Source organism: Azospirillum lipoferum 4B (assembly GCF_000283655.1).
Taxonomy (GTDB): Bacteria; Pseudomonadota; Alphaproteobacteria; order Azospirillales; family Azospirillaceae; genus Azospirillum; species Azospirillum lipoferum_C.
This window is the reverse complement of the sequence record NC_016622.1, coordinates 1,195,723-1,219,480: the sequence shown is the minus strand read 5'-3', so window position 1 is coordinate 1,219,480 and position 23,758 is coordinate 1,195,723. Positions and strand designations below refer to the sequence as shown.

Genomic DNA, 23,758 nt, shown 5'->3' with positions numbered 1-23,758 from the left:
AAAGTCCTGCGCCGGCCGGTCGTCTTGAACGGCTTGCGGGCGTGCCGGACCGCTCCTATAGTCCGCGCCCATGAGCGCGAACCCGTCCCCCGACACGGTCTTCCCGCACCGCCATCTCCTCGGTATCGAGGGGCTGCGGGCCGGCGAGATCACCCAGATCCTCGACCTCGCCGACGGCTATGTCGAGCAGAACCGCCGCCCCGTGAAGAAGTCCAACCTGTTGGACGGCCGCACGCAGGTGAACCTGTTCTTCGAGAATTCCACCCGCACCCGCACCAGCTTCGAGCTGGCCGGCAAGCGGCTGGGCGCCGACGTGATCAACATGTCGACCGACAGCAGTTCGGTGAAGAAGGGCGAGACCCTGATTGACACGGCGATGACGCTGAACGCCATGCACCTCGACGCGCTGGTGGTTCGCCACGCCGATTCGGGCGCAGTGAAGCTGCTGGCCGACAAGGTCAACTGCTCCGTCATCAATGCCGGCGACGGCCACCACGAACATCCGACGCAGGCCCTGCTGGACGCGCTGGCGATCCGCCGCCGTCTCGGCCGGCTGGACGGGCTGATCGTGGCGATCTGCGGCGACATCCTGCACAGCCGCGTCGCGCGCTCCAACATCCACCTGCTGAACGCCATGGGGGCGCGGGTGCGCTGCGTGGCGCCGCCGACCCTGCTGCCCTCGCAGATCGAGCGGCTGGGCGTCGAGGTCCATCATTCGATGAAGACCGGCCTGCGCGACGCCGACGTGGTGATGATGCTGCGCCTGCAGACCGAGCGGATGAGCGGCCAGTATGTCCCGTCCACCCGCGAGTATTTCTATTTCTACGGCCTCGATTACGAGAAGCTGGAGGTGGCGAAGCCCGATGCGGTCATCATGCACCCCGGTCCGATGAACCGCGGCGTCGAGATCGATTCGGAGGTTGCCGACGATCTCAAGCGCTCGATGATCCTCGATCAGGTGGAACTGGGCGTGGCCGTGCGCATGGCCGTGCTCGACCTGCTGACCCGCGAACGCCGCCAGTCCGACCTTGCGGGAGCCGCCCGATGAGTGCCCCGACCGACACCCGTACCGTCTTCCGCAACGCCCGCCTGCTGGATCCGGCGACGGGGCTGGACCAGCGCGCCGACCTGCTGATCGACGGAGAGACCATCGCCGATTTCGGCCCCGGCCTGTTCAGCGACTCCACGCCCGAGGGGGCGGAGGTCGTCGATCTGGCTGGCCAGTGCCTCGCCCCCGGCCTCGTTGACATGCGCGTGCTGATCGGTGAGCCGGGCGAGGAAGAGAAGGACACGATCAAGAGCGCCTCCCGCGCCGCGGCGGCCGGCGGCATCACCGCGATGGCGTTGCTGCCCAACACCGACCCGGTGCTGGACGAGGTCGCCGGATTGGAGTTCATCGCGCGGCGCGCCCGCGAGGTGAGGCTGGTCAAGGTCTTCGCCTACGGCTCCGCCACGCGCGGCACCGAAGGCAACGAGATCACCGAGATGGGCCTGCTGAGCCATGCCGGTGCCGTCGCCTTCACCGACGGCACCAAGGCAATCGTCAGCGCCAAGACCATGCGCCGCGCGCTCAGCTACGCCAAGACCTTCGGCAAGTTGATCGTCCAGCACCCGGAGGAGCCGTCGCTGGCGTCCGGCGGCATGATGAACTCCGGCGAGATCGCCACCCGCCTCGGCCTCGTCGGCATCCCGCGCGAAGCCGAGATCATCATGATCGAGCGCGACCTGCGGCTGGCCGAGCTGACCGGCGGGCGCCTGCATTTCGCCCACATCACCACGTCGGAGTCGGTCGACCTGATCCGCCGCGCCAAGGCGCGCGGGCTGAAGGTGACCTGCGATACCGCCCCGCATTACTTCGCCCTGACCGAGACCGATGTCGGCGATTACCGCACCTATGCCAAGGTGTCGCCGCCGCTGCGTGGCGAGATGGACCGCCGGGCCATTGTCGAGGGTCTGGCCGACGGCACCATCGACGCCATCGCGTCTGACCATGTACCGCAGGACCAGGATCAGAAGCGCCTGCCCTTCGCCCAGGCCGCCCCCGGCGTGATCGGGTTGGAGACGCTGTTCCCGCTGACGCTGGAACTGGTGCACAAGGGCAAGATGCCGCTGCTGAAGGCGCTGGCCTGCGTCACGTCCAACCCGGCGGCGATCCTCGATCTGGCCGTCGGCCGCATCGTGAAGGGCGGGCCGGCCGATCTGGTCATCTTCGACCTCGACGTGCCCTGGCAGATCGACGTCGGCCGTTTCAAGTCGAAGTCGAAGAACTCGCCTTTCGAGAACCGCCCAGTCCAGGGCCGACCGCTGCGCACCATCGTGGATGGACGCACCGTCTGGCAGGCGGAGGACTGATCCGGTGTTCACACTCGTGCTTGCAGCCCTGCTGGGCTATTTGCTGGGTTCGATCCCTTTCGGGCTGGTGCTGACCCGACTGGCCGGGCTGGGCGACATCCGCCAGATCGGCTCCGGCAACATCGGCGCCACCAATGTGCTGCGCACCGGCAACAAGCCTCTGGCACTGGCAACCCTGCTGCTGGACAGTGGCAAGGGCGCCATCGCGGCGCTGCTGGCCCTGTGGTGGGCCGGTCCCGAAGCGGCGGTGCTGGCCGCCGGCGGCGCCATGCTGGGCCATAGCTTTCCGGTCTGGCTGGGCTTCAAGGGCGGCAAGGGCGTGGCGACGGCGATCGGCGTTCTGCTGGCGATTTCATGGCCGGTCGGTCTGCTCGCCTGCCTGACCTGGCTGGTGATGGCGGCCCTGTTCCGAATCTCGTCGCTGTCGGCTCTGACGGCGCTGGGCGTCAGCCCGCTGACCGGCTGGTATTTCGGTGGGCCGCTGGTCGCCGGCCTCTGCCTGTTCATCGCCGTGCTGGTCTTCATCCGCCATGAGGCGAACATCCGCCGCCTGCTGAAGGGCGAGGAACCGAAGATCGGTTCCGGCAAGAAGAAAGCGGCCTGATCGGCAGCAAGGCATGAACGGCGGGGAGGAGACTCCCCGCCGTTTTCGTTTGTAGCCCCTTGTTTCCGTTCCGCTTCGCGCCGGTCGACCCTATCCGCTTCCACCACCCAGGCGCAGACAACCGGTGCGGCAATGCGTTATGCTGCACGGCAATCCGGGACACGAACCAACAACCCGGCAGGCGAGCCGGCCGCTGACGCCGGTGGATAACGAGACGCTGAGGGAACCGAGAATGGACACTCCGCTGTGGAGCCCGAATGAGGAGCGCATCGCTCAGGCCAACCTGACCGCTTTCCGCGAGGCGGCGAATGCGCACTTCGGACTGCGGCTGGACGATTACGACGCGCTCTACAACTGGTCGATCGCGGAGAAGGAGCGGTTCTGGCGATTCCTGTGGCAGTGGGCCGGGCTGACCGGTGACCTCGGCAGTGTCGATCTGCTCGACGGCGACAGGATGCCCGGCGCCCGCTGGTTCCCGGAAGCAAGCCTCAGCTATGCCGAGAATCTGCTGGCCGGCGCCCCCGACGACAACGCCGTCGTCTTCTGGGGCGAGGACAAGGTGAAGTACCGCTGGAGCGGGGCGGAACTGAAGGCCACCGTTTCCCGCCTGCAGCAGGCGCTGAAGGCCAAGGGCGTCGGCAAGGGCGACCGCGTCGCCGCCATCATGCCCAACATGCCGGAAACTCTGGCGGCGATGATCGCCACCACCAGCCTGGGAGCGGTCTGGTCCTCCTGCTCGCCCGATTTCGGTATCCAGGGCATCACCGACCGCTTCGGCCAGATCGAACCGAAGGTGGTCTTCACCCCCGACGCCTACTGGTACAACGGCAAGAGCCACGATGTGCGGGCCAAGGTGGCTGAGGTTCTGAAGGACCTGCCGACGGTCGTCGCCACCGTGATCGTGCCTTATGTCGACAAGGCGCCGGACCTCTCGACGATTCCGGGTGCCGTCGGCCTCCAGGATTTCATGGCCCCCTACCCGGCGGCCGAACCGACTTTCGAACGGGTCGGCTTCGACCATCCGCTGTTCATCCTCTATTCCTCCGGCACCACCGGAAAGCCGAAATGCATCGTCCATGGGACCGGCGGGACCATCCTTCAGCATGTGAAGGAACACCGGCTGCACTGCGACCTGAAGCGCGGTGATCGGCTGTTCTACTTCACCACTTGCGGCTGGATGATGTGGAACTGGCTGGTGACCGGTCTGGCCAGCGGCACGACGCTGGTCCTCTATGATGGCTCGCCCTTCGCCCCCAGCGGCAACATCCTGTTCGACTATGCGGATGCGGAGCAGGTGACGCTGTTCGGCACCTCGGCCAAATTCATCCAGTCTCTGGAGAAATCCGGGTTGGAGCCGGCGAAGACCCACTCTCTCGCCAGCGTCCGCGCTCTGGCCTCCACCGGTTCGCCGCTGATGCCGGAAAATTTCGAGTTCGTCTACCGCTCCATCAAGCAGGATATCCATCTCGCCTCGATCAGCGGCGGAACCGACATCATGTCCTGCTTCGTGCTGGGCAACCCGATCGCCCCGGTGTGGAAGGGCGAGATCCAGACGCGCGGCCTCGGCATGGCGGTGGAGGCGTTCGACGACAACGGCGTTGCCGTGCGTGGCGAGAAGGGCGAGTTGGTCTGCACCCGCCCCTTCCCCAGCATGCCCATCGGATTCTGGGCCGATCCGGACGGGGCGAAGTACCGCTCCGCCTATTTCGACCGCTTCCCCAATGTCTGGGTCCATGGTGACTTCATCGAACAGACGGAGCATGGCGGCTGGGTGATCTACGGCCGCTCGGACGCGGTGCTGAACCCCGGCGGCGTGCGTATCGGCACGGCGGAGATCTATCGTCAGGTCGAGCAACTGCCAGAAATCATGGAGGCGGTCTGCATCGGCCAGGAATGGGATGGCGACGTGCGCGTCGTTCTGTTCGTCGTCCTGCGCGAGGGCATGACACTGGACGAGGCGCTGGCTGCGACCATCCGCAAGCGGATCAAGGACAATTGCTCCCCCCGCCATGTGCCGGCGAAGATCGTGCAGGTCACCGACATTCCCCGCACCAGGTCCGGCAAGATCACGGAGCTGGCGGTGCGCGACGCCGTCCATGGCCGCCCGATCAAGAACACGGAGGCACTGTCCAACCCGCAGGCGCTCGACGAGTTCCGCGAGCGGACGGAACTGAGCAATGCCTGAGGTGGCGGCGCTGTTCCTCGACCTCGACGGCGTGCTTGCCGATTTCGACCGCGGCGTGGTCGCGGTCACCGGCAAGCGGCCGGAACAGCTGCCGATGAAGGAGATGTGGCGGGCGTTGTCCCGCCACTCCGATTTCTTCGGCACGCTGGAGTTCATGCATGACGCGCAGGAGCTCTGGCAGTTCTGCGCTCCCTACCGGCCGACCATCCTAACAGGCCTGCCGCTGGGCAGCTGGGCACCCGAACAGAAGAAGCGCTGGGTCGCCCGCATGCTGGGGGCCGATGTGCCGGTCATCACCTGCATGGCCCGCGACAAGGCCCGCTATGCCAGCCCCGGCGCGGTCCTCGTCGATGACCGCGAGAAGGCCCGCGATCCCTGGGAGACGGCCGGCGGCCGTTTCATCCTCCACCGCAATGCGGCGGACAGCATTGCTGAGCTGGTCAGGCTGGGGTTCTGAACAAGGAAAAGGGGCGGCACACCCGTGCCGCCCCCGTTCCCACCCGATAGTTTACTCGGCCGCCGCGGTCTTGGTTTCGCGGCTGGTCTTCCACAGCGACACCAGCACGCCGCCACCGATGAGGGCGAAGGTGACGCCCAGCGCGATCAGCGGGTCGGGCTTGCCGAAGAACTGCGTGTAGAAGATCTTGCCGCCGATGAACACCAGCACCAGAGCCAACGCGTATTTCAGGTAACGGAAGCGATGGACCATCGCCGCCAGAGCGAAATACAGGGCACGCAGGCCGAGGATGGCGAAGATGTTGCTGGTATAGACCAGATACGGATCGGTGGTGATGGCGAAGATCGCCGGCACGCTGTCGACCGCGAAGACGAGGTCGGCCAACTCGACCATGATCAGCGCCAGCAGAAGCGGGGTAGCCGCCCAGCGCATCGCGCCGCCCGGACCGCTCGGCTCCTTGACGATGAAGTGATGGCCATGGAAGCGGTCGGTCACCCGGATATGGCGCTTCAGGAAACGAAGGGCCACATTCTCGCCGAGGTTGGTCTCCTCGTCCTTCGCGAACAGCATCTTGATGCCGGTCAGCACCAGGAAGGCGCCGAAGAGATAGAGGACCCAGTGGAACTCGGAAACCAGGGCCGCACCGGCGGCGATCATAAGGCCACGCAGCACGATGACGCCCAGGATACCCCAGAACAGCACGCGATGCTGCAGTTCGCGCGGTACGGCGAAGTAGCTGAAGATCAGCGATATGACGAATACGTTGTCCAGTGACAGGCTCTTCTCGACGAAGAAGCCGGTGTAGTACTGAAGGCCTGCCTCCGAGCCCATCGAGTACCAGACCCAGCCGCCGAACAGCATTGCGACCGCGATGTAGAAAGCCGACAGCTTCAGGCTTTCACCGACCCCAATGACGTGGTCGCGGCGGTTGAGAACACCCAGATCCAAGACCAGGAGCGTCAGGACGACGCCGATGAAAATAAGCCAAATCCAGATTGGTTTTCCCAAAAATTCGAGGAAAACCGTTGCAAACATACCATCCATTATAAGACCCACTTGATGACGCTGCGTCAGCGGTGAAATCAAGCGGTTCCGACATCACGACCGACGCCTCGGCCGCCAGAGGGACCCGGACCCGAACTTTCCGGCAAATGGTGTTGCCTCGTCTCCGGTCAAGATGCCGCAAGACCGAATTTTTGCATCTCAATCACATACGCAACCGGCTCTCTTTGTCGTCATTGAAATTCGGCGGATGTCGACCTTCGGCGAGTCGCGCCGGCTGCGGGGAGCCATCGCGCGCTGCACAGGCGCTGAGGCGTGGGAAACTGCGGCTGCACAGGCATGCGCAGCTCCGGGACTCGGCGCTTGATGCAATGCCGCCACAGATAGGGAACGAATGTCGCGCAAGAAAAACACCAACGGTTGCCCAGTCTGTGTTCGCTCTTGTGCGGATGGTGCCGTTCTGCCAATAACTCCGAAAAACCGAAACCAAACCGACCAAATGGAGTTTTGCATGAACCAGGCCGAACTGATCGAAACCGTCGCCACCAACGCCGGCATCAAGAAGGCCGACGCGGCCAAGGTCGTTCAGGCGGTGTTCGAGGGCATCTCCGGCGCGCTGGGCCGCGGCGAAGATGTGCGCCTGGCCGGTTTCGGCATCTTCGAGGTGGCCGAGCGCGCCGCCCGTGAAGGCCGCAACCCCCGCACCGGCGAAGTCGTGGCGATTGCCGCTTCCAAGGCTCCGAAGTTCAAGCCGGCCAAGCAGCTGCGCGATCTGGTGAACGGCTGACACGCACGCAACCAAGTCCCAGGGGAGTGCAGCCATGACCATCGATCAAACCGAACTGCAATCGCTGACCGCCAAGGTCGTTGCCGCCTATGTCGGGAACAACTCGGTGCCGGTCCACGACCTGCCCACGCTGATCAACAGCGTCCAGGCGGCTTTCCGCAATCTGGGTGAGGAGAAGCCGACCCAGGCGAAGGCCGAACTGGTTCCGGCGGTCGCGATCAAGAAATCGGTCACACCGGAATACATCGTTTGCCTGGAAGACGGGAAAAAGCTGAAGATGCTGAAGCGGCATCTGAAGACCGTCTATGACATGACGCCTGACGATTACCGTGCCAAGTGGGGTCTGCCGGCCGAATATCCGATGGTCGCGCCGAACTATGCCAAGGCGCGTTCGGAAATGGCGACCAAGCTCGGCCTCGGCCGCAAGCGTGCGGCGGCCGAATAATCGGTCTTCATCGCCATGTGTTTCCAGAAAGGCGCGGCCATTCGGCCGCGCCTTTCTCATTTTCGCCTGCCCAGACGGGCAACGAATGAGCCTGGAGAACCGCAGGCTCCGGCCCATCCTGTTCCCCCCGCCTTACCCCCAACCAGCCTCGATGGCCTATGACCAATGTTCGGGTGGCGAAGCGGATCGGCCTTCCCATCTAGGGTTCCGGTATGGTTGAGGGACCATGGGCGGTCCTATCACCCTCCTCACCGTAGAGGCATAGCTGCCTTCCGCTCCGCCGGCTGACCTGCAGCCATTCCATTTCGCGGATGCGGTATGTCGACGGCAGTCCGCCCGGACCTGCGCCGGCCGATCGGAGGAGGAACGACTGCCCGAACGTCACCCGGCTGAACGTCAGGGGTCATAGGATTGCGTCCTCTCCCAGACTGCCGGTGCGGGTGGAAGAAGAGCCTGGGTATACGCCGAAAAACACCCGGAACATGCCCTTTCCCGGCTTGATCCGCCGCAAATCCGCGGCCACATTAACATTGTCAAAAGGACGTGGTTCCTTGCGACACCGGGCAAAATACAAACCCCACAACAGCTAAGGTCGGATCGACGGACGTTAATCCTACGTTCGCGCCACAGTCCGCCGTTGGTTCATCGCCTCAGGGGCGATTCCCGCCATGGGTCCCGACAGGGGCCGGCCCCGATTGCGGGCTGCCCCATGAAGCGTTGGAGAGGAGGCATTCGCGTGCTGAAGAAACTGCTGACCGGTGAAAACGCCAGCCTGACCCGCTACATTGAGGAATCCAAGCGCTTCCCCATCCTGGCGCCGGACGTGGAGCGCGACCTCGCCATCGCCTGGCGGGAGCGTGGCAGTCCACAGGCGTTGGAGCAGCTGGTGGGCAGCCATCTCCGCCTCGTGATCAAGATCGCCCGCGGCTTCGGCGGCTACGGCCTGCCGCTGGTCGATCTGGTGGCCGAGGGCAATGTCGGCCTGATGCAGGCCGCTCAGAAGTTCGATCCGCAGCGCGGCTTCCGCTTCGCCACCTATGCCACCTGGTGGATCCGTGCCGCGATCCAGGAATACATCCTGCATAGCTGGTCGCTGGTGAAGATGGGCACCACTGCCGCCCAGAAGAAGCTGTTCTTCAACCTGCGCCGGCTGAAGAGCCAGATGGCCGAGCTGGAGCAGGGCGACCTGTCGCCGGAGACGGTGGCCACCATCGCCGCCGAGCTGGACGTGCCGGAAACCGAGGTGGTGGAGATGAACCGCCGCCTCGCCGCCAACGACAGCTCGCTCGACGCCACCCTGTCGACCGATGGCGAGACCAACTGGCTTGAACTGCTGGCGGATGACCGTCCCACGCAGGACACCATGCTGGCGGAAGCCGACGAACTGGCGTTGCGCCGCCGGCTTGTCGGTCAGGCCCTCGACCGGCTGGACGCGCGTGAACGCCGCATCCTGTTCGAGCGCCGTCTGAAGGACGATCCCTCCACCCTCGAAGCCCTAAGCCAGCAATTCTCGGTCTCGCGCGAACGCGTGCGCCAGATCGAGGTGCGGGCTTTCGAGAAGCTTCAGAAGGCGGTGCTCAGCGCCGCCCAGGCTCTTCGTCGTCCGGCCGCTCCGATGGTGGCCTGATCCCACAGGGTTTCCTGTTCGGCGCAGGTTCCGCTCCGGACGGGCATCATGCGGCGCCGGCCATCCGGACGAACTCCGTCGCATCGCTTCCGCGGGCCGTGGCCCGCCTGTTGCCTCCAGACCTGTCGACCTTTATGCCGGCGGCGCCCCAGGGCTCCGCCGGCATTTTTTTCGATGACGAGCAATAATCCACCAACCAGCCGAATTGCGGCGATGATCGATTACCCATGGTAGAGGCTCTGCGACAAAGTGACCGGTTCAAAGATGCGAGTGCCTGCGCATGATGTCCCGCCCGCAAGAAAGTTTGCAATTCTGGCAATTCTTAGTACGCTAGTCATATCCATAATGGGAGAGGGGCTCCATGTCGAACGCTGCCCAGACTCAGTCGATCATTGACCGCATCACCTTCCTGCGCATCGACGAGGCGACGAAGGCAACGCTTCGCGAATTCCAGCCCTATCTGGCGCAACGGATCGATCAGATTCTGGAGGAATTCTACGGTTATCTCCGTTCGGTACCGCAGGTCGCCCCCATGTTGGTGAACCCGGCGGTGACCGGCCGTGCGCGGGACCTGCAGAAGCAACACTGGCTGCGCAATGTCTTCACCGGCACCTTCGACGAGGCCTACGTCAATCAGGTCCTGAAGATCGGCCAAACGCATCAGCGCATCGGGCTGGAGCCGCGCTGGTACACAGGCGCCTACTGCTTCACCCTGAACAAGCTGATCGAATTGGCCACCCAGATTCACCGTAAGAAGCCGGAGAAGCTGTCGCAACTGCTCCAGGCGATCAACAAGGCGGTGTTCCTGGACATGGATCTCGCCACCTCGGTCTATATCGACCTGAACACCGCGGCCATCATTGCGCGGGAACTGGGCAGCACCGCCGACAGTTTCGAACGGGAGGTGAAGGGTGTCGTTCAGGCGGTGGCGAGCGCAGCACAACAGCTTCAGGGCACCGCACAGGCGATGAGCCGCACCGCCGAAACCACCAGCGAGCAATCGACCCAGGTGGCCGCCGCCGCGGAAGAGGCGTCCGTCAATATCCAGACCGTTGCGGCCGCCGCGGAGGAGCTGACCGCCTCCATCGGCGAGATCAGCCATCAGGTGACCCAGTCCGCCGCCATCGCCAACGCCGCGATGACCGAGGCCGAGCGAACCAACGCCACGGTGCAGGGGCTTGCCGACGCAGCCAGCCGGATCGGTCAGGTGGTGAAGCTGATTCACGACATCGCCAGCCAGACGAACCTGCTCGCCCTGAACGCCACCATCGAGGCAGCGCGCGCAGGCGAGGCAGGCAAGGGCTTCGCCGTGGTGGCGAGCGAGGTCAAGAGCCTTGCCAACCAGACCGCCAAGGCGACCGAGGAGATCAATTCCCAGATCGGCGCCGTCCAGGGCGCCACGCAGGAGGCGGTCGGCGCCATCAGGTCGATCTCAGGCACGATCGCCCGCATCAATGAGATTTCCACCTCCATCGCCACCGCGATGGAGGAACAGGGTGCGGCCACCACGGAAATCGCCCGCAACGTCCAGCAGGCTTCCATCGGCACCCGCGAAGTCAGCGAGACGATTGTCGCTGTCAACGCCTCCGCCAACAGTGCCGGCGAAGAGGCGAGGCAGGTTCTGGAAGCGACCAACGAGTTGTCGCGTCAGTCCACCACCTTGCGGATGGAGGTCGACCGCTTCCTCGCCCGCGTCCGTGCGGGGTGATCGACACCAGAGTTACCAGACTGTCCAATAGGAAAAGGGCGCGTTCCGTCGAACGCGCCCTTTTTCGTATCTGCCCGCCGGTCCCGCAAGGCGACGGCTCGGAAAAGCCGTCGGTCAGGGCAGCGTACGGACCACGAAATCGCTGACCGCGATGTTTTCCGCCTGGGCAGCGCGCCGAACCTCATCGGCGCTGCGCCAGTGGCTGCGCCCGCCGAGGCTGGTGACAACGCCGCCGCGCATCGCGACGAAAATGCCGGTACGTCCCATGTTCACAATTCTCATCATCGCCCTATCCCCCGCTCAATTACTGGTATTTTAGAGATATTCTGTCCAGTTCATTTCATCGAACGGAAATCCCCTTGGTCATCAATGGATATCAAAGAGCATCCCATCACGTCAATAAGACTTCCGTCATTCAACCCTGAGCGTAGTTCATAATCCATCCTTCTCCTGTAATTACCATTGCTACTCATGTCCATCGCGCAGCATCCGATTACGTATTTTATAATAAATTTTATACATATTTGCTTTCCGACCATTCAGAGCCTGCTTCACCGCTATGGCCGAAAGCCTTATCCCGACCGCACAGCGTCGGAACGACGGCACGCCGTGTAGGTTGTCACCGAAGGCCGCGATCCCGGCGGCCACCGAGGGCGGGAAAGCACCTGCGAGGCATCGGCACATGGCAACAGCACACCGCCGCACCGGAACGAGCGGCACGGGCGCCAACGGGCGGTTCGGGACGGAAGCGGGGGAGGAGGACGGCCATGCGACGCTCGCCCTGCCGGTGACCATCCGGCCGGCAAGGCAGGACGACCTAGCGACCCTGGAATGGTACGGCCTGCACACGCCCCACCGCGAGATCATAGCCGGGGCCTTCCGACTTCAGGAGCGTGGTGATGGCGCAATGCTGTTGGCGGACGTCAACGGCTTTCCCGTCGGGCAGATCTGCATCGATTTCCTGCGCAAGCGGCCGAGCGGCCGGGCGACGCTGTGGGCTTTGCGCGTATTCCCGCCTTTCCGGCATCTTGGGCTCGGCGTCCGGCTGGTGCGGGCAGCGGAACGGCTGGTTGTCCAGCGGGGCGTGCCTTTCGCGGAACTGGGCGTCGACCGCGACAATGCGGGGGTTCTGCCCTTCTATGAGCGGCTGGGATACGAACATTGCGGCCGGGAACGCGGACAGTTCCTCTACCACACGCCGGAAGGCCGGCTGGTCCGCGTCGCCATCGACCAATGGCTTTTGCAGAAGCGCATGATGGACAGCGCGAAGCCCGAGGGTGGCCGCGGCCTGCGCCTGGCCACCGATTAGGACATCGGCCGATCCGGGCGCTATTCCGCCGCGAGCGCCGCACCGGGCGGAAGCGGCACCAGCCGGGCCGAGCGCCGCCGCGGCAGATAGATACGGGCACCGTCCAGAATGCCGCCCAGTTCGCGCATGGCGTCGGTTGCCATGCACAGAGCAACCAGGGGAAGCCAACGGTCGAGGTATTGTGCCGCGACCTCCGCGTCGCCGTTCTGCACCGCGGCCAGCGAGTCCAACAAGGCCGCCTCGTCCGCACTGATCCGGCTGCAGGCCGGGCAGCGGATCTCGGGCTTGCGGGCGCCCGACACGGCAAAGGTGCCGAGCAGCGCGAACAGCGGCAGCAGAGCAGTGTTCGGTACGCCGGCGACATTCAGACCGATGCGCATCGACGCCATCGCACCTGCGGTTCCGGCACGGAACCACTGCCGCACGCCGGTCAACAGCGCCCGTTCTGCCGTCGTCAGGTCCGTCACCGTCCAGGGCGACGGCCGCCCCTCTTCCACCGTCCCGCACATGCCGATGCTCCTTCGTTCGGTTGCGTGCGCATCCTAACGCCACACGCGCCAAACTGCGAGTCATTCTTAGTTGCAGATATCGGCTGTGACAAAATGCGGCTTCCGGTGGGCGTACGGAATGCCGGAAAGGACGCGTTAACCACCGGGACCAATCCTGGAGCGACTCGCAGCACAGGGGAATCGGTGGGGATGATGCGGACGCTTCGGGGGGCTGTTCTCGGACTGATCGCGACGGTTGGATTGGGCATTGCGGGGGGGCTAACGGAGGTCCGCCCGGCGGCGGCCCAGATCGTTCTGAAACCTGCCTATGGCGAGGCGTCGCTGTCCGGCCCGGCCATGGCACGCGGTGCGGTGGTGTGGAGCCACGGCCGTTCGGTGGATTCGGAGGACTCGGAGGCCCCTACCCCGCTCTATATGAAGACGTTGCGCGATGCCGGGTGGGACGTCTTCCGGCTCGACCGCATGCGGGTCAGCGACACTCTGCCCAACAGCGCCCGCGCGCTGGCCGGCTATTCCGACATGCTGAAGACCAAGGGCTATCGCCGTGTCGCGCTGACCGGGCAATCTTTTGGCGCCTTCATCTCGCTGATCTCCGCCGGACAGACCAATGCCATCGATTCCGTCATCGCCACCGCGCCGGCCGCCTTCGGCAATTTCACCGAAGCCTATGACAGCTACCGTGAGAACGCCGGCCAGCTCTGGCCGATCCTGCGCTCGGTCCGCCGGGCCCGGGTCATGATGTTCTTCTTTCACGGCGACGATTTCGATCCGGGCGGGCGGGCGGAGCCGGCGCGCAACATCCTGGCGCAGCGCGGCTTGAGCAGCCTGATCATCGACCAGCCGTCGCTTCTGCCCGGCCATGGCGCCGCCAACACCGGCTTGTTCGTCCGCCGTTTCGGTGCCTGCATCGTCCGCTTCGCCGAGGCGCCGCCGGCCCCGAACGATCCGCCCTGCGACGAATCCTGGGGCCGCAGCCCAAGTGCCGAACTCCTGCAGGCCGCCTTGCCCGCCAGCGCTTCCGGCTCTGCCAAGGGGGATGTCGATACTACTGCCGCCCTGCGCCCCTTCATGGGCATGTGGTACGGCAGCTACATCAATGGCCGCGAGGTCGCGCTGTCGGTAGAGAAGGCTGATGGCGACGCCGTCTATGCCGACTATCTGCTGGGTGCCGGCATGGAGGCCGACCAGCCTTTCGAACGGGTGCGCCGCAAGGGCCGGATCGAAAACGGCGAGCTGGTCTTCGACGAGAAGGGCCGGAACATGCTGCGCTATCGACTGCGGGCGGACGGCCGGGTCTCCGCCACCTGGCTGGACAGGGACGGCCGCGGCCGGCTGGACACTGTGCTTCGCCGGGTGAACTGAGGCCATTCCCCCATCGAATGCTCAGCTCTGGGCAAGGAAATTGCGGACGATCGCGATCTGGTCGTCCGTCATCAGGGACGGGGCGTGGCCGGTGTTCGGGATTTCCACCACCCGCACCAGACCGGCCGCTCCCGGACCACGCTCCGCCATCCGTTCCGCCGTCTCGGCGCTCAGCAGGTCGGAATCCGCACCGCGCAGGACCAGCACCGGGCAGCGCACGCGGTCCCACAGTGCCCACAGATCGACATCGCCGACCGGCGCGGTCTTGAAGGCTTCGCCGATACCAGGATCGTAGGCGAGGCGGAATCTGCCGTCGGGCAGCGGTCGGGCGCTGTGCTCCGCCATATGGCGCCAGCATTCGTCGCCGATCGTGCCGAACCCCATCAGGACGAAGCGCAGGTAGGATTCGAGCGCCGGCAGATCCTCGAACACCGGGTCCTTGCCGACATAGTCGGCGATGCGCTGCAGGCCGGCTTGTGCGATGAAGGGGCCGACATCGTTGATGACCATGCGGCGGATCGGGCTGTTGGCCTGGGCCGCCAGCGTCATGCCGATCAGCCCGCCCATCGAGGTGCCGACCCAGTCGACCGTCTCCACCCCCATACGGGCGATCAGTGCCACCATGTCCGAGCAATATTGCGGATAGCCGTAGAGCGCCGGCACCGGCAGCCAGTCGCTGCGCCCGCGCCCGACCACATCGGGACAGGCGACCCGCCAGCGGTCCGCCAACGCCAGTGCCAGCCGGTCGAAATCGCGGCCGTTGCGGGTCAGCCCGTGGACGCAGATCGCAGTCCGCGCGGCATCGTCGCGCCCCCACTGGGTATAGGCGACCTTGTGGAAGCCGGCGGCGCTGAGGCCGAGGACGCTGCGTTCGGACATCGGCACGGGCGGGCACTCCTGTTCAGCGATGACGGGGCTCATCCCTTTTTCGGCGATTTGGCGCTGCGTGGCAACTCCGCCTCGCTATCGCCGGCGGCCGCATCGCGAATGGCGGGGAGTGCGGATGACGGCAGGGCCACCGACCGGTCGAAGGGATGACGGGCGGCGGCGTAGCTCCGGCGGATGATGCTGACGTAATTCCGCGTCTCCTCATAGGGCGGGACGCCCTTGTAGCGGTCCACCGCACCTTCGCCGGCATTGTAGCCGGCCAGCGCCAGCGTCACGTCACCCTGGAAATAGGCCAGCAGCCAACGCAGGTACTTCACGCCGCCGGTGATGTTCTCCTTGGGATCGAAGACGTCGCCGACGCCGAACCGGTCGGCGGTGTCCGGGATCAGCTGCATCAGCCCGGCGGCATCCTTCGGCGATACCGCATCTGTCCGGAAGGCGCTCTCGGCCTGGATGACCGCCAGCACCAGCGCCGGGTCGACGCCGTATTTCGGTGCGATGGCGTTGACCAGCGACACGACCTCCGCCGGGGGCGGTCCGACCTCGCGCACGGGGCCGGCACCCGGGCGGCACCAGGGGCGGATGCGTCCCATGCGGCCGGGAACATAGTTGACCAGCCGGCGGGCCTCCGGGTGCCCGCGCGAGGCTGCCGCGCGCAGCCAGGCGGTGCCGAGCCGCCGGTCCTTGCGCACGCCCTTGCCGAACAGGTAACGGCGGGCCAGCCGGAAGGCGGCATTGGCGTCGCCCTGCTCCGCCAGTTCGCAGTCGCCGGATTTGGTTTTGAGCGACGGCGGTGGGAGTTCGGCGACGGATGCCGGCTTGATCGAGGATTTGGCATCCGCGGCGACAGCCATGGGCGCCGATGCCAACCCGGCGCCCGACAGCGCCAGCGCCAGCGCCACCAGCGGCACCATCACGACACGACGAACCGGCAAACCTCTGTCCTCCTGCGAACCCGCGTCATCGCACGGGAAGCGGGAGTATGGTGATGCAACCTGTTCGGGACAAGGGCGCCCAGTTCTTCACAGGTCAGGGGCCGCGCCGACGCCGGCCCTGCTTCTTCGGTGCGCCTTCGGGAATGCCGCGGCCCTGGCGGGCGCTGCTGATGCCGATGCTGCCGGGAGTTTCCAGGCCGAGGTCCATCGCCTCCAGCCGGCGCAGCTCGTCGCGCAGGCGGGCTGCCTCCTCGAACTCCAGGTCGGCGGCGGCGGCACGCATGCGCTTTTCCAGGTCGGCGATGACGCTCTTGAGGTTGTGGCCGACCAGCTCGTTGGAGTTCAGGCCGGTCTTCACCGTCACATGGTCGCCGCGCTCGAACACGCTTTCCAGGATGTCGCCGATGGCCTTCTTGACCGATTCCGGCGTGATGCCGTGTTCAAGGTTGTAGGCCATCTGCTTCTCGCGGCGGCGTGCCGTCTCGTCGATGGCGTATTTCATGCTGTCGGTGATCTTGTCGGCATAGAGGATCGCCCGCCCATCGACGTTGCGCGCCGCGCGGCCGATGGTCTGGATCAGCGAGGTCTTGGAGCGCAGATAGCCTTCCTTGTCGGCGTCGAGGATCGCCACCAGGGCGCATTCCGGGATGTCCAGCCCCTCGCGCAACAGGTTGATGCCGACCAGCACATCATAGGCGCCGAGCCGCAGGTCGCGGATGATCTCGATGCGCTCCAGCGTCTCCACGTCGGAGTGGATGTAGCGCACGCGCAGGCCTGCCTCGTGCATGTATTCGGTCAGCGCCTCCGCCATCTTCTTGGTCAGGGTGGTGACCAGCACGCGATAACCCTTGGCGACCACCTCCTTGCACTCGCCGATCAGGTCGTCGACCTGGGTCTCTGTCGGACGGACGATCACCGGCGGATCGATCAGGCCGGTCGGGCGGACCAGCTGCTCGGTGAAGACGCCGCCGGTGCGCTCCAGCTCCCACGGGCCGGGGGTGGCGGAGACGAAGACCGTCTGCGGCCGCATGCCCTCCCATTCCTCGAACTTCAGCGGGCGGTTGTCCTTGGCGCTGGGCAAGCGGAAACCGTAATCGGACAGCGTCGATTTGCGCACAAGGTCGCCGCGGTACATGCCGCCGATCTGCGGCACCATGACGTGGCTCTCGTCGACGATCAGCAGAGCGTCGCCCGGCAGATACTCGAACAGGGTCGGCGGCGGATCGCCCGCTGCGCGGCCGGTCAGATAGCGGGAATAATTCTCGATGCCCGCGCAGGACCCGGTCGCAGCCATCATCTCGATGTCGAAGGTGGTGCGCTGTTCCAACCGCTGCGCTTCCAGCAGCTTGCCCTCCGCGGCGAACTCCTCCAGCCGGTCCTTCAGGTCCTTCTTGATCTGGTTGATCGCCTGATTCAGCGTCGGCTTCGGCGTCACATAGTGGCTGTTCGGATAGACGCGCACGGCCTCCAGCGCCGCCAGCTTCTCGCCGGTCAGCGGGTCGATCTCGTGGATGCCTTCGATCTCGTCGCCGAACAGCGAGATGCGCCACGCCCGGTCTTCCATGTGAGCCGGGAACAGCTCCACCGTGTCGCCGCGCACGCGGAACAGGCCACGGCCGAAGGCGGCGTCGTTGCGCTTGTATTGCAGCTCGGTCAGCTTGCGCAGCAGCTCAGGCTGGGCGATCACCTCGCCCTTGCGCAGGTCGACCGTCATCTCCGAGTAGGTCTCGAGCGAGCCGATACCGTAGATGCAGGACACCGACGCGACGATGATGACGTCGTCCCGTTCCAGCAGAGCCCGCGTCGCCGAGTGGCGCATGCGGTCGATCTGCTCGTTGATCGAGGATTCCTTCTCGATATAGGTGTCGGTGCGCGGGACGTAGGCTTCCGGCTGGTAATAGTCGTAGTAGGAGACGAAGTATTCCACCGCGTTGTTCGGGAAGAAGGACTTCATCTCGCCATACAGCTGCGCCGCCAGCGTCTTGTTGGGCGCCAGGATCAGCGTCGGGCGCTGCACCGTCTGGATGACGTGCGCCATGGTGAAGGTCTTGCCCGATCCGGTGACGCCCAGCAGCACCTGATCCTTCTCACCCTGCCGGAGACCGGCGGTCAGTTCCTCGATGGCGTTCGGCTGGTCGCCCGCAGGCGTATAGTCCGACACGATGACGAACTGCTTTCCGGCTTCCAGCTTCGCCAGTGGCCTAGCGGGAATGGCGGACAGGACGGGGCTTGCCATGGGGCGGCGATCCGGATCAGAGGAGGGGTACGGAACGGGAACTGATTATATGGCCGCCTCCCACCCGTCTGTCGAGCCCCACGCTGACGGGCGGGACCGATCGATAGCGGTTCGGACGGGTGCCGGCGGGAGGATGAATGGAACGTTTGAAACCGGATGAAACAGGTTTCGCGGCACCGTTCACTGTTGCATCCGGCGAACCGGCGATCACGGGAGCATCTGCGCTGCCGGGCAGAACGGGCGAATATCGGTTCGGACGGGTACTGGCACGACGACGAATGGAACGTTTGAAACCGGATGAAACAGATTTCGCGGCACCGTTCACTGTTGCATCCGGCGACCTGAAGACCATGGAATCGCCCTTTGCAGACCAGCAACGACAGGACATGCAGCGAGCCTCCATGAGGGAATCCAAGTCGCTTTTTTCTATCACGTCTCCGTCGGGTCGATAAGTCGAGGACGAAAATCCCAGGACAGCCATGGTTCCAGGCCATCATCCCGGCGATGGCACAGAGTAGCGGACTTTTCCTCCACCTGACCTCCCCCGCTGGGCGCAACGGGAGGCACACAACTCACGGGCCATTAAGGCACTGCAATCACGGCACTTATTCGACCGTCATCCCCGCGAAGGCGGGGATCCAGGGTTTTCCAAGCAGAACCAATGGGCAAGCCTGGATCCCCGCCTTCGCGGGGATGACGCTGAAAGAAGTGCCGCCCCCTTGGGAAACGGGCAAAGTCCTCAAAGTTAGCGCCTATGCGCCTTCGCGGGGATGACGCAAAGTTCCTTTGGTTCCAGAGACTTAATGTCACTCCAAGATCTGTGCATCGCATAGCCGCTGGGCGGGGGAGCGACTGCCGCAGGCTAGCCCAGTGCCTTCGGGTTGGAAATTCCCAGCCGCGCCTGGACGATGGCCTCCAGCGAGTCCATCAGCACCTCCTGGCCATCGTGATCGAAGTCGCCGGCGGCGATCTCGATGCACAGGCGGTGCTGCAGTGCCTCCACCCGCTTGCGCAGGTCGTCGCCGGACAGAGCGTCGTCGGCGTCCTCACCATAGAGCAGGGCGAGCGCTCCCAGCATCGAATGGCCGGCGGTATCCAACCCCTTCAACTCTCGCTCGGCGATCTCAAGCGCGTTGGCGACCATCAGGGCGGCGTAGCGCGCTTCGGGAGCGACATGGGGAAGCACGTCAGCCCGGAAGGTGGAGGCGGCGATCTGCAGCAGGCCGCGGGCGTCGGGATTGGCGCGCATCAGGCCACCCTCTCCACGAAGCCCGACGCCGTCCCGTTGATGGAGCGGAGATGGCGCAGCATGTCCATCTCGATTTCCGGCAGCATCCGTCCGGTCAAGGCCAATTCCAGCGAAGGTTCATCGCCGGAACTGTGGCGAAGCCCCTGCTCCACTGCGATGGCGGCCCAGCGCAGGTAGGCCGCCGTCTCCCAATAGGCGACGCGCGCCGGATCGACACGGCGGCCGGAGGTCTCCTCGTACCCGGCGTAGAAGTCCGCCCGGTCGGCGATGCCGCCGGCTTCGCGGTCCGGCCGGCGGAAGCGCCAGGAGCGGGCGCAGAACCAGCCCAGATCCTCCATCGGATCGCTGAATCCGGCGAACTCCCAATCCAGGATCGCGGTCAGCGCGCCGTCCTTGACCAGATAGTTGCCGGTGCGGAAGTCGCGGTGGCACAGCACCACGGCCCCCGGCAGCGGCGCATTGACCTCCATCCAGCGCAGCCCCCAGGCGATCACCGGATCGCGGCGCCCCAGGTCGCCGAACCAGCGGCGGAACTGCGCCAGGGTTGCCTGTGCCGGGCATTCCGGCGCCTCACCCAGCCGGTCGAGCCCCTCGGCGTCCGGCGTGATCCGGTGCAGCAGACCAAGCTGCCGGCCAAGCTCGCGCGCCAATTCAGGCTGCGCTGCCTCCGACCGCGTCACCGCATGGCCGGCGCCCAGCCCCTCGGCCCGGCACATGATGTAGAAATCATGGCCCAATATGGCGGGATCGTCGCAGGCGAACAGCGGTTCCGGCGCCATCACACCAGCCGCGAAGGCGGCGCGCAGCACCACGAACTCCCGCAGCTTGCCGATGCTGGCGGAGATGCGCCCACCGCCTTCGGCCCGCAGCACACAGGCATGGCGCCCGGCCAGCGCTCCGCCGTCGATGTCCAGCGTCACCGCGAGGTTCAGGGAGATCGCGCCGCCGCCGAGCCGTCCATCCTCCGTCACCGTGACGCGGGATGCACCGGCCTGCGCAGCCAGCCAGTTTTCCAGACGGGCAAGGTTGTCATCGGACAGCAGCGAAGGCGGGGATCGGTCGGACGCGGTAACGACATGCATGGCGTTCTCCCTCCGAAGGTTGCCGGGCGCGTTGGCTCGCGCGTTCTTGTCGGTTCGAGCCGCAGATGGTAGGCACGAAGCGCTGTTGCGGACAAGTTTCACCTTGGTGAGAAAAGCGATTCCACCTCCAAAAAAGTCGGCCCCTCCCCCGCCGGGCTGGCGGGAAAGGGGCCGCTTCTTGCATAAGGTGACGAGAACTTACGCCGCGATCGGCCGATTTGCTCCCTGCTCCTGGCTGGCCGGGGTGGCCCGCTGGGTGGCTGGGACCGGTGTCGGTCTGGTCTCGCGGACCGGCAGCATGTCACCGATGCCGAAAGCAACCGCCATCAGGTTCGGCACCGCCATGGCGGCGAGCAGCATCGACCACAATTCCAACGACAGGGTGCCCAGCGGGTTGGCCAGCGCGGCGGTGGCGGACGCGGCGACCAGGGCAGCGGACAGCCAGGCCTCGGGCTTGGCGCAGAAGCGGCCGGCGGTGCGCTTGCCGCCCTTGGCGGTCACCCGGAACGCATCGTGCTTGCGGAACAGGCCACGGACGACGGCCAGCGCCACGGTGGTGGACAGCGCCATGCCGACGGCGCAGGCACCCAGGCTCTCCTTCCAACTGTTGCCGGAGGCATAGCGCGAGGCCAGCAGGCTGGAGGCGGCACGCAGGACCAGGGCGCCCAGGACGGCGGCGGTTGCGGCCACCGGCGGCAGATGCAGCGGCAGAACCAGCGAGGCAAAGGTCCAGACCACGGCCGCAGCGGCGGCGAACAGGCCGACGGCGTCGGACCACCAGCGGATCCAGTTGGTGACGTAGCCCAGCTTCTGCCGCGCGCTCAGCTCGGCCGAACCCGGCAGGAACTTCTTCCAATGGGCGCGGACGATCTGGGTCGAGCCGAAAACCCAGCGGTCACGCTGCTTGCGGAACTGCATGAAGTTGTCCGGAGCCAGACCGGCGCCCAGCCGTTCGTCGGTGTAGGCGGCGCGGTAGCCGGCCGACAGGATGCGCAGGCCCAGCTCGGTGTCCTCGCAGATGCCGGCTTCCGACCAGCCGCCGACCCGATCCATCGCCGACCGGCGCAGCATGATCATCGTGCCATGGCAGATGAAGGCCTGGGACGACACGCCCTCCTGCATGCCTACATCGAAGAAGGGGCGATACTCGGCGGTCATGGCGGCCTTCAGAGCCGTCTCGTGGCCGTCGCGGTGTTCCTGCGGGGCCTGGACGATGCCGACCGACGGATCGGCGAAGCTCGGGGCCAGCTTCGACAGCCAGTCGGGCGACACGGTGTAGTCGGCGTCCAGCACGGCGACGATTTCGGCGGCCGGGTCGGTGTGGCGCAGCGCGGCGTTCAGTGCGCCGGCCTTGAAGCCGGAGATCTTCTTGTACCAGTGGAACTTGAACTTGGACCCGAGCGCCCGGCACATCTCCTCCACCGGGCGGACGAGATGCTCCTCCTCGGTGTTGTTGATGAGGACGACGACCTCATAATTCGGGTAGTCCAGCCGCGACAGCGAGGCCAGCGTGGCGTTCAGCACGTCCGGCTGCTCGCGGCAGGCGGCGACGTGGATGGAGACCATCGGCTTGTGGTCGATGTTGGGCACGGCATGCGGCAGCAGCGCCGGGGCGCGGCCGGTCAGCAGACGGCGGGCGACGTCGACCAGATCGGCGAAGGCGACGCTCATCATCAGGGTGCCCAGCGCGAAGGCGGAGCCCCAGGTGGTGACCGCACCGAAGGTCAGGTACTCGGCGAAGGCACCGGCGACCGCCGAGCCGATGGCGAAGCCGATGATGTTGGCGCCCATCGAGGCGGCCAGCGCAAAGCCGGCATTGGTCCGGCGGCGGAACACGGCGAAGGCCGACAGGGCAAGGCCGACGGCCAGGGCTACGCCCGCGCCGACCCGCTCGCCATAGGGGGCGGCGACCGCGCCGGTCATCGCCCATTTCGGCTGTCGGTCGGCATCCAGCACGCCCCAGGTCGGGCCGGGCGAGCCTTCGATGGTCGACTTCCAGATGCCGTCGAAAGCCTCGACGACGTTGTAATGGATGCCGAGCGCGTTGGCTTCCGCCGCGAACCCACGGACAACGGCGGCCTGGGCCTCCGGCGTCGGGTAGGCGTCGTGGAAGTTCTCGCCGCCCGACGGCCAGCCGACCTCGCCGACGAACAGGGGCTTGCCCGGGTGCGATTTGCGCACGGTGTCCAGACGGTCGCGGATCCAGGTCAGCGCATCGGAAACCGGCACGCCTTCCCAGTAGGGCAGGACGTGGACGCCCATGAAGTCGGACGCCTTCACCGTGGCGTCGGCCTTGATCATCTCCGACCACACGTCGGCGGTGCCGACCTTGATGCTGGCGGGGACGGCGGCGCGCACGCGCTTGATGTAGGCGGCGAGTTCGGCATCGGTCAGTTCGGCGCGCAGCAGCGTCTCGTTGCCGACGACGATGCGCTTGATACCGCGGAATTCCTTGGCGAGAGCGATGCCGTGCAGGATCTCGCGCTCATTCCGGGACTTGTCCTTGCTCAGCCAGATGCCGAGCGTCACGTCCAGGCCCTTGGACACCGCGATTTCCGGGACTTCGCCCTGCGAGCCCAGCGTGGAGTAGGTACGGACGCCATCGGCGAAGCCGACGATGGCGGCCATGTCCTTCTCGATCTCCTTGCGCGGCACCACCGGCTGATCGTTGGGATCGTAGCTGCGGCCCGAGGGCGAGTAGGACACGGATTCGATACGTCCGGGCTCCGCCTCCACCGGCGTCGGCGCATTGCGCCAGGACCAGAAGGACGCGTGGCCGGCGGTCACGGCCAGCAGTGCGGCGGCGATGGCTGCGCGCCGGATCGAGTTCTTCGGGTTGCTCATGGGGAGTTCGCGTGCCCTGTTGCAGGGTGGCCGTTCGCCACCGGACGTCAGCACAAACGGACAGAGCGACTTCCCTATTCCATGATCTTCGAAAAAATTTTGTGCGCTGCGGGGGCCGGAACCTGGCCGGATGGGATCTGTTGGACAACGACCCTTTCAGACACAGCCCAGTTCAGG

21 protein-coding genes are annotated in these 23,758 nt (G+C 65.6%); 12 read left to right on the top strand and 9 right to left on the bottom strand.

Features of this window, described 5'->3' with window-relative positions:
• Nucleotides 1-70 precede the first annotated feature (70 nt).
• From AZOLI_RS05545 to AZOLI_RS05525, 5 genes are all read left to right on the top strand, one after another.
• Nucleotides 71-1,048, top strand: coding sequence for an aspartate carbamoyltransferase catalytic subunit (locus AZOLI_RS05545; RefSeq protein WP_014247612.1), 978 nt, complete (start codon nucleotides 71-73; stop codon nucleotides 1,046-1,048).
• Nucleotides 1,045-2,352 (top strand): dihydroorotase, encoded by a 1,308-nt coding sequence (locus tag AZOLI_RS05540; RefSeq protein ID WP_014247611.1) that lies wholly within the window; start codon nucleotides 1,045-1,047, stop codon nucleotides 2,350-2,352. Before AZOLI_RS05545 ends, AZOLI_RS05540 begins: the two co-directional genes overlap by 4 nt.
• Nucleotides 2,321-2,956, top strand: a complete 636-nt coding sequence (gene plsY, locus AZOLI_RS05535) for a glycerol-3-phosphate 1-O-acyltransferase PlsY (RefSeq protein ID WP_044549763.1) — start codon at nucleotides 2,321-2,323, stop codon at nucleotides 2,954-2,956. The genes AZOLI_RS05540 and plsY overlap by 32 nt, the downstream gene beginning before the upstream one ends.
• Nucleotides 2,957-3,188: 232 nt before the next feature.
• Complete coding sequence (locus AZOLI_RS05530) at nucleotides 3,189-5,141, top strand: acetoacetate--CoA ligase (protein ID WP_014247609.1); 1,953 nt, start codon at nucleotides 3,189-3,191, stop codon at nucleotides 5,139-5,141.
• A complete protein-coding gene (locus tag AZOLI_RS05525) occupies nucleotides 5,134-5,598 on the top strand; it encodes a hypothetical protein (protein WP_014247608.1) in 465 nt (154 codons plus the stop codon). Before AZOLI_RS05530 ends, AZOLI_RS05525 begins: the two co-directional genes overlap by 8 nt.
• A 51-nt stretch (nucleotides 5,599-5,649) precedes the next feature.
• Here the strand turns inward: AZOLI_RS05525 and AZOLI_RS05520 are convergent, their stop codons facing one another.
• Nucleotides 5,650-6,642, bottom strand: a complete 993-nt coding sequence (locus AZOLI_RS05520; protein WP_044549760.1) for a TerC family protein — start codon at nucleotides 6,640-6,642, stop codon at nucleotides 5,650-5,652.
• Nucleotides 6,643-7,111: 469 nt separating this feature from the next.
• Between AZOLI_RS05520 and AZOLI_RS05515 the strand changes: the two genes are divergently transcribed.
• From AZOLI_RS05515 to AZOLI_RS05500, 4 genes are all read left to right on the top strand, one after another.
• Nucleotides 7,112-7,387, top strand: coding sequence for an HU family DNA-binding protein (locus AZOLI_RS05515; RefSeq protein ID WP_012974184.1), 276 nt, complete (start codon nucleotides 7,112-7,114; stop codon nucleotides 7,385-7,387).
• 34 nt (nucleotides 7,388-7,421) lie between these two features.
• Nucleotides 7,422-7,832, top strand: a complete 411-nt coding sequence (locus AZOLI_RS05510) for a MucR family transcriptional regulator (protein ID WP_014247606.1) — start codon at nucleotides 7,422-7,424, stop codon at nucleotides 7,830-7,832.
• A gap of 736 nt (nucleotides 7,833-8,568) precedes the next feature.
• Nucleotides 8,569-9,459, top strand: coding sequence for an RNA polymerase sigma factor RpoH (gene rpoH / locus AZOLI_RS05505; RefSeq protein ID WP_014247605.1), 891 nt, complete (start codon nucleotides 8,569-8,571; stop codon nucleotides 9,457-9,459).
• A 361-nt stretch (nucleotides 9,460-9,820) separates the two neighbouring features.
• Nucleotides 9,821-11,167, top strand: coding sequence for a globin-coupled sensor protein (locus tag AZOLI_RS05500; RefSeq protein WP_014247604.1), 1,347 nt, complete (start codon nucleotides 9,821-9,823; stop codon nucleotides 11,165-11,167).
• A gap of 114 nt (nucleotides 11,168-11,281) precedes the next feature.
• Here AZOLI_RS05500 and AZOLI_RS32320 read toward each other — a convergent pair whose 3' ends face one another.
• Nucleotides 11,282-11,434 (bottom strand): hypothetical protein, encoded by a 153-nt coding sequence (locus AZOLI_RS32320; protein WP_014247603.1) that lies wholly within the window; start codon nucleotides 11,432-11,434, stop codon nucleotides 11,282-11,284.
• Between the two features lie 415 nt (nucleotides 11,435-11,849).
• On the opposite strand from AZOLI_RS32320, the gene AZOLI_RS05495 reads away from it, so the two are divergent.
• The gene (locus tag AZOLI_RS05495; protein WP_014247602.1) at nucleotides 11,850-12,476 is read left to right on the top strand and encodes a GNAT family N-acetyltransferase; all 627 of its coding nucleotides are present in this window, start codon (nucleotides 11,850-11,852) and stop codon (nucleotides 12,474-12,476) included.
• A gap of 20 nt (nucleotides 12,477-12,496) precedes the next feature.
• On the opposite strand, the gene AZOLI_RS05490 is transcribed toward AZOLI_RS05495, so the two are convergent.
• On the bottom strand, nucleotides 12,497-12,985 hold the full coding sequence (locus AZOLI_RS05490; protein WP_014247601.1) for a hypothetical protein: 489 nt from the start codon (nucleotides 12,983-12,985) through the stop codon (nucleotides 12,497-12,499).
• 189 nt (nucleotides 12,986-13,174) lie between these two features.
• On the opposite strand from AZOLI_RS05490, the gene AZOLI_RS05485 reads away from it, so the two are divergent.
• Nucleotides 13,175-14,347: an alpha/beta hydrolase gene (locus AZOLI_RS05485; RefSeq protein ID WP_014247600.1), complete on the top strand. Its 1,173-nt coding sequence runs from the start codon at nucleotides 13,175-13,177 to the stop codon at nucleotides 14,345-14,347.
• 21 nt (nucleotides 14,348-14,368) lie between these two features.
• Here the strand turns inward: AZOLI_RS05485 and AZOLI_RS05480 are convergent, their stop codons facing one another.
• The 3 genes from AZOLI_RS05480 to uvrB form a co-directional block, all read right to left on the bottom strand.
• Entirely contained in the window at nucleotides 14,369-15,232 is an 864-nt protein-coding gene (locus AZOLI_RS05480; protein ID WP_014247599.1) for an alpha/beta fold hydrolase, read from the bottom strand.
• A gap of 32 nt (nucleotides 15,233-15,264) precedes the next feature.
• Nucleotides 15,265-16,170 carry a lytic transglycosylase domain-containing protein gene (locus tag AZOLI_RS05475; RefSeq protein WP_014247598.1) on the bottom strand — a complete coding sequence of 302 codons (906 nt, stop codon included), beginning with the start codon at nucleotides 16,168-16,170 and terminating at the stop codon, nucleotides 15,265-15,267.
• A gap of 94 nt (nucleotides 16,171-16,264) precedes the next feature.
• Nucleotides 16,265-18,406, bottom strand: coding sequence for an excinuclease ABC subunit UvrB (gene uvrB, locus AZOLI_RS05470; protein ID WP_014247597.1), 2,142 nt, complete (start codon nucleotides 18,404-18,406; stop codon nucleotides 16,265-16,267).
• Nucleotides 18,407-18,543: 137 nt separating this feature from the next.
• On the opposite strand from uvrB, the gene AZOLI_RS32315 reads away from it, so the two are divergent.
• Nucleotides 18,544-18,858, top strand: coding sequence for a hypothetical protein (locus AZOLI_RS32315; RefSeq protein ID WP_162487993.1), 315 nt, complete (start codon nucleotides 18,544-18,546; stop codon nucleotides 18,856-18,858).
• Nucleotides 18,859-19,268: 410 nt separating this feature from the next.
• Here AZOLI_RS32315 and AZOLI_RS05465 read toward each other — a convergent pair whose 3' ends face one another.
• From AZOLI_RS05465 to AZOLI_RS05455, 3 genes are all read right to left on the bottom strand, one after another.
• On the bottom strand, nucleotides 19,269-19,655 hold the full coding sequence (locus AZOLI_RS05465; RefSeq protein WP_014247595.1) for a DUF6285 domain-containing protein: 387 nt from the start codon (nucleotides 19,653-19,655) through the stop codon (nucleotides 19,269-19,271).
• The gene (locus AZOLI_RS05460; RefSeq protein ID WP_014247594.1) at nucleotides 19,655-20,737 is read right to left on the bottom strand and encodes a phosphotransferase family protein; all 1,083 of its coding nucleotides are present in this window, start codon (nucleotides 20,735-20,737) and stop codon (nucleotides 19,655-19,657) included. Before AZOLI_RS05460 ends, AZOLI_RS05465 begins: the two co-directional genes overlap by 1 nt.
• Nucleotides 20,738-20,935: 198 nt before the next feature.
• Nucleotides 20,936-23,581: a glycosyltransferase gene (locus AZOLI_RS05455; RefSeq protein ID WP_014247593.1), complete on the bottom strand. Its 2,646-nt coding sequence runs from the start codon at nucleotides 23,579-23,581 to the stop codon at nucleotides 20,936-20,938.
• Nucleotides 23,582-23,758 lie beyond the last annotated feature (177 nt).

Coding starts and splice junctions, on each gene's coding strand:
- AZOLI_RS05455 (WP_014247593.1), bottom strand. CDS start 23,581: ATGAGCAACCCGAAGAACTCGATCCGGCGCGCAGCCATCGCCGCCGCA.
- AZOLI_RS32320 (WP_014247603.1), bottom strand. CDS start 11,434: ATGGGACGTACCGGCATTTTCGTCGCGATGCGCGGCGGCGTTGTCACC.
- uvrB (WP_014247597.1), bottom strand. CDS start 18,406: ATGGCAAGCCCCGTCCTGTCCGCCATTCCCGCTAGGCCACTGGCGAAG.
- AZOLI_RS05545 (WP_014247612.1), top strand. CDS start 71: ATGAGCGCGAACCCGTCCCCCGACACGGTCTTCCCGCACCGCCATCTC.
- AZOLI_RS05500 (WP_014247604.1), top strand. CDS start 9,821: ATGTCGAACGCTGCCCAGACTCAGTCGATCATTGACCGCATCACCTTC.
- AZOLI_RS05540 (WP_014247611.1), top strand. CDS start 1,045: ATGAGTGCCCCGACCGACACCCGTACCGTCTTCCGCAACGCCCGCCTG.
- AZOLI_RS05495 (WP_014247602.1), top strand. CDS start 11,850: ATGGCAACAGCACACCGCCGCACCGGAACGAGCGGCACGGGCGCCAAC.
- AZOLI_RS05520 (WP_044549760.1), bottom strand. CDS start 6,642: ATGGATGGTATGTTTGCAACGGTTTTCCTCGAATTTTTGGGAAAACCA.
- AZOLI_RS05490 (WP_014247601.1), bottom strand. CDS start 12,985: ATGTGCGGGACGGTGGAAGAGGGGCGGCCGTCGCCCTGGACGGTGACG.
- AZOLI_RS05485 (WP_014247600.1), top strand. CDS start 13,175: ATGATGCGGACGCTTCGGGGGGCTGTTCTCGGACTGATCGCGACGGTT.
- AZOLI_RS05465 (WP_014247595.1), bottom strand. CDS start 19,655: ATGCGCGCCAATCCCGACGCCCGCGGCCTGCTGCAGATCGCCGCCTCC.
- AZOLI_RS05510 (WP_014247606.1), top strand. CDS start 7,422: ATGACCATCGATCAAACCGAACTGCAATCGCTGACCGCCAAGGTCGTT.
- AZOLI_RS05515 (WP_012974184.1), top strand. CDS start 7,112: ATGAACCAGGCCGAACTGATCGAAACCGTCGCCACCAACGCCGGCATC.
- AZOLI_RS05460 (WP_014247594.1), bottom strand. CDS start 20,737: ATGCATGTCGTTACCGCGTCCGACCGATCCCCGCCTTCGCTGCTGTCC.
- plsY (WP_044549763.1), top strand. CDS start 2,321: ATGGACGCACCGTCTGGCAGGCGGAGGACTGATCCGGTGTTCACACTC.
- AZOLI_RS05525 (WP_014247608.1), top strand. CDS start 5,134: ATGCCTGAGGTGGCGGCGCTGTTCCTCGACCTCGACGGCGTGCTTGCC.
- AZOLI_RS32315 (WP_162487993.1), top strand. CDS start 18,544: ATGGAACGTTTGAAACCGGATGAAACAGGTTTCGCGGCACCGTTCACT.
- AZOLI_RS05530 (WP_014247609.1), top strand. CDS start 3,189: ATGGACACTCCGCTGTGGAGCCCGAATGAGGAGCGCATCGCTCAGGCC.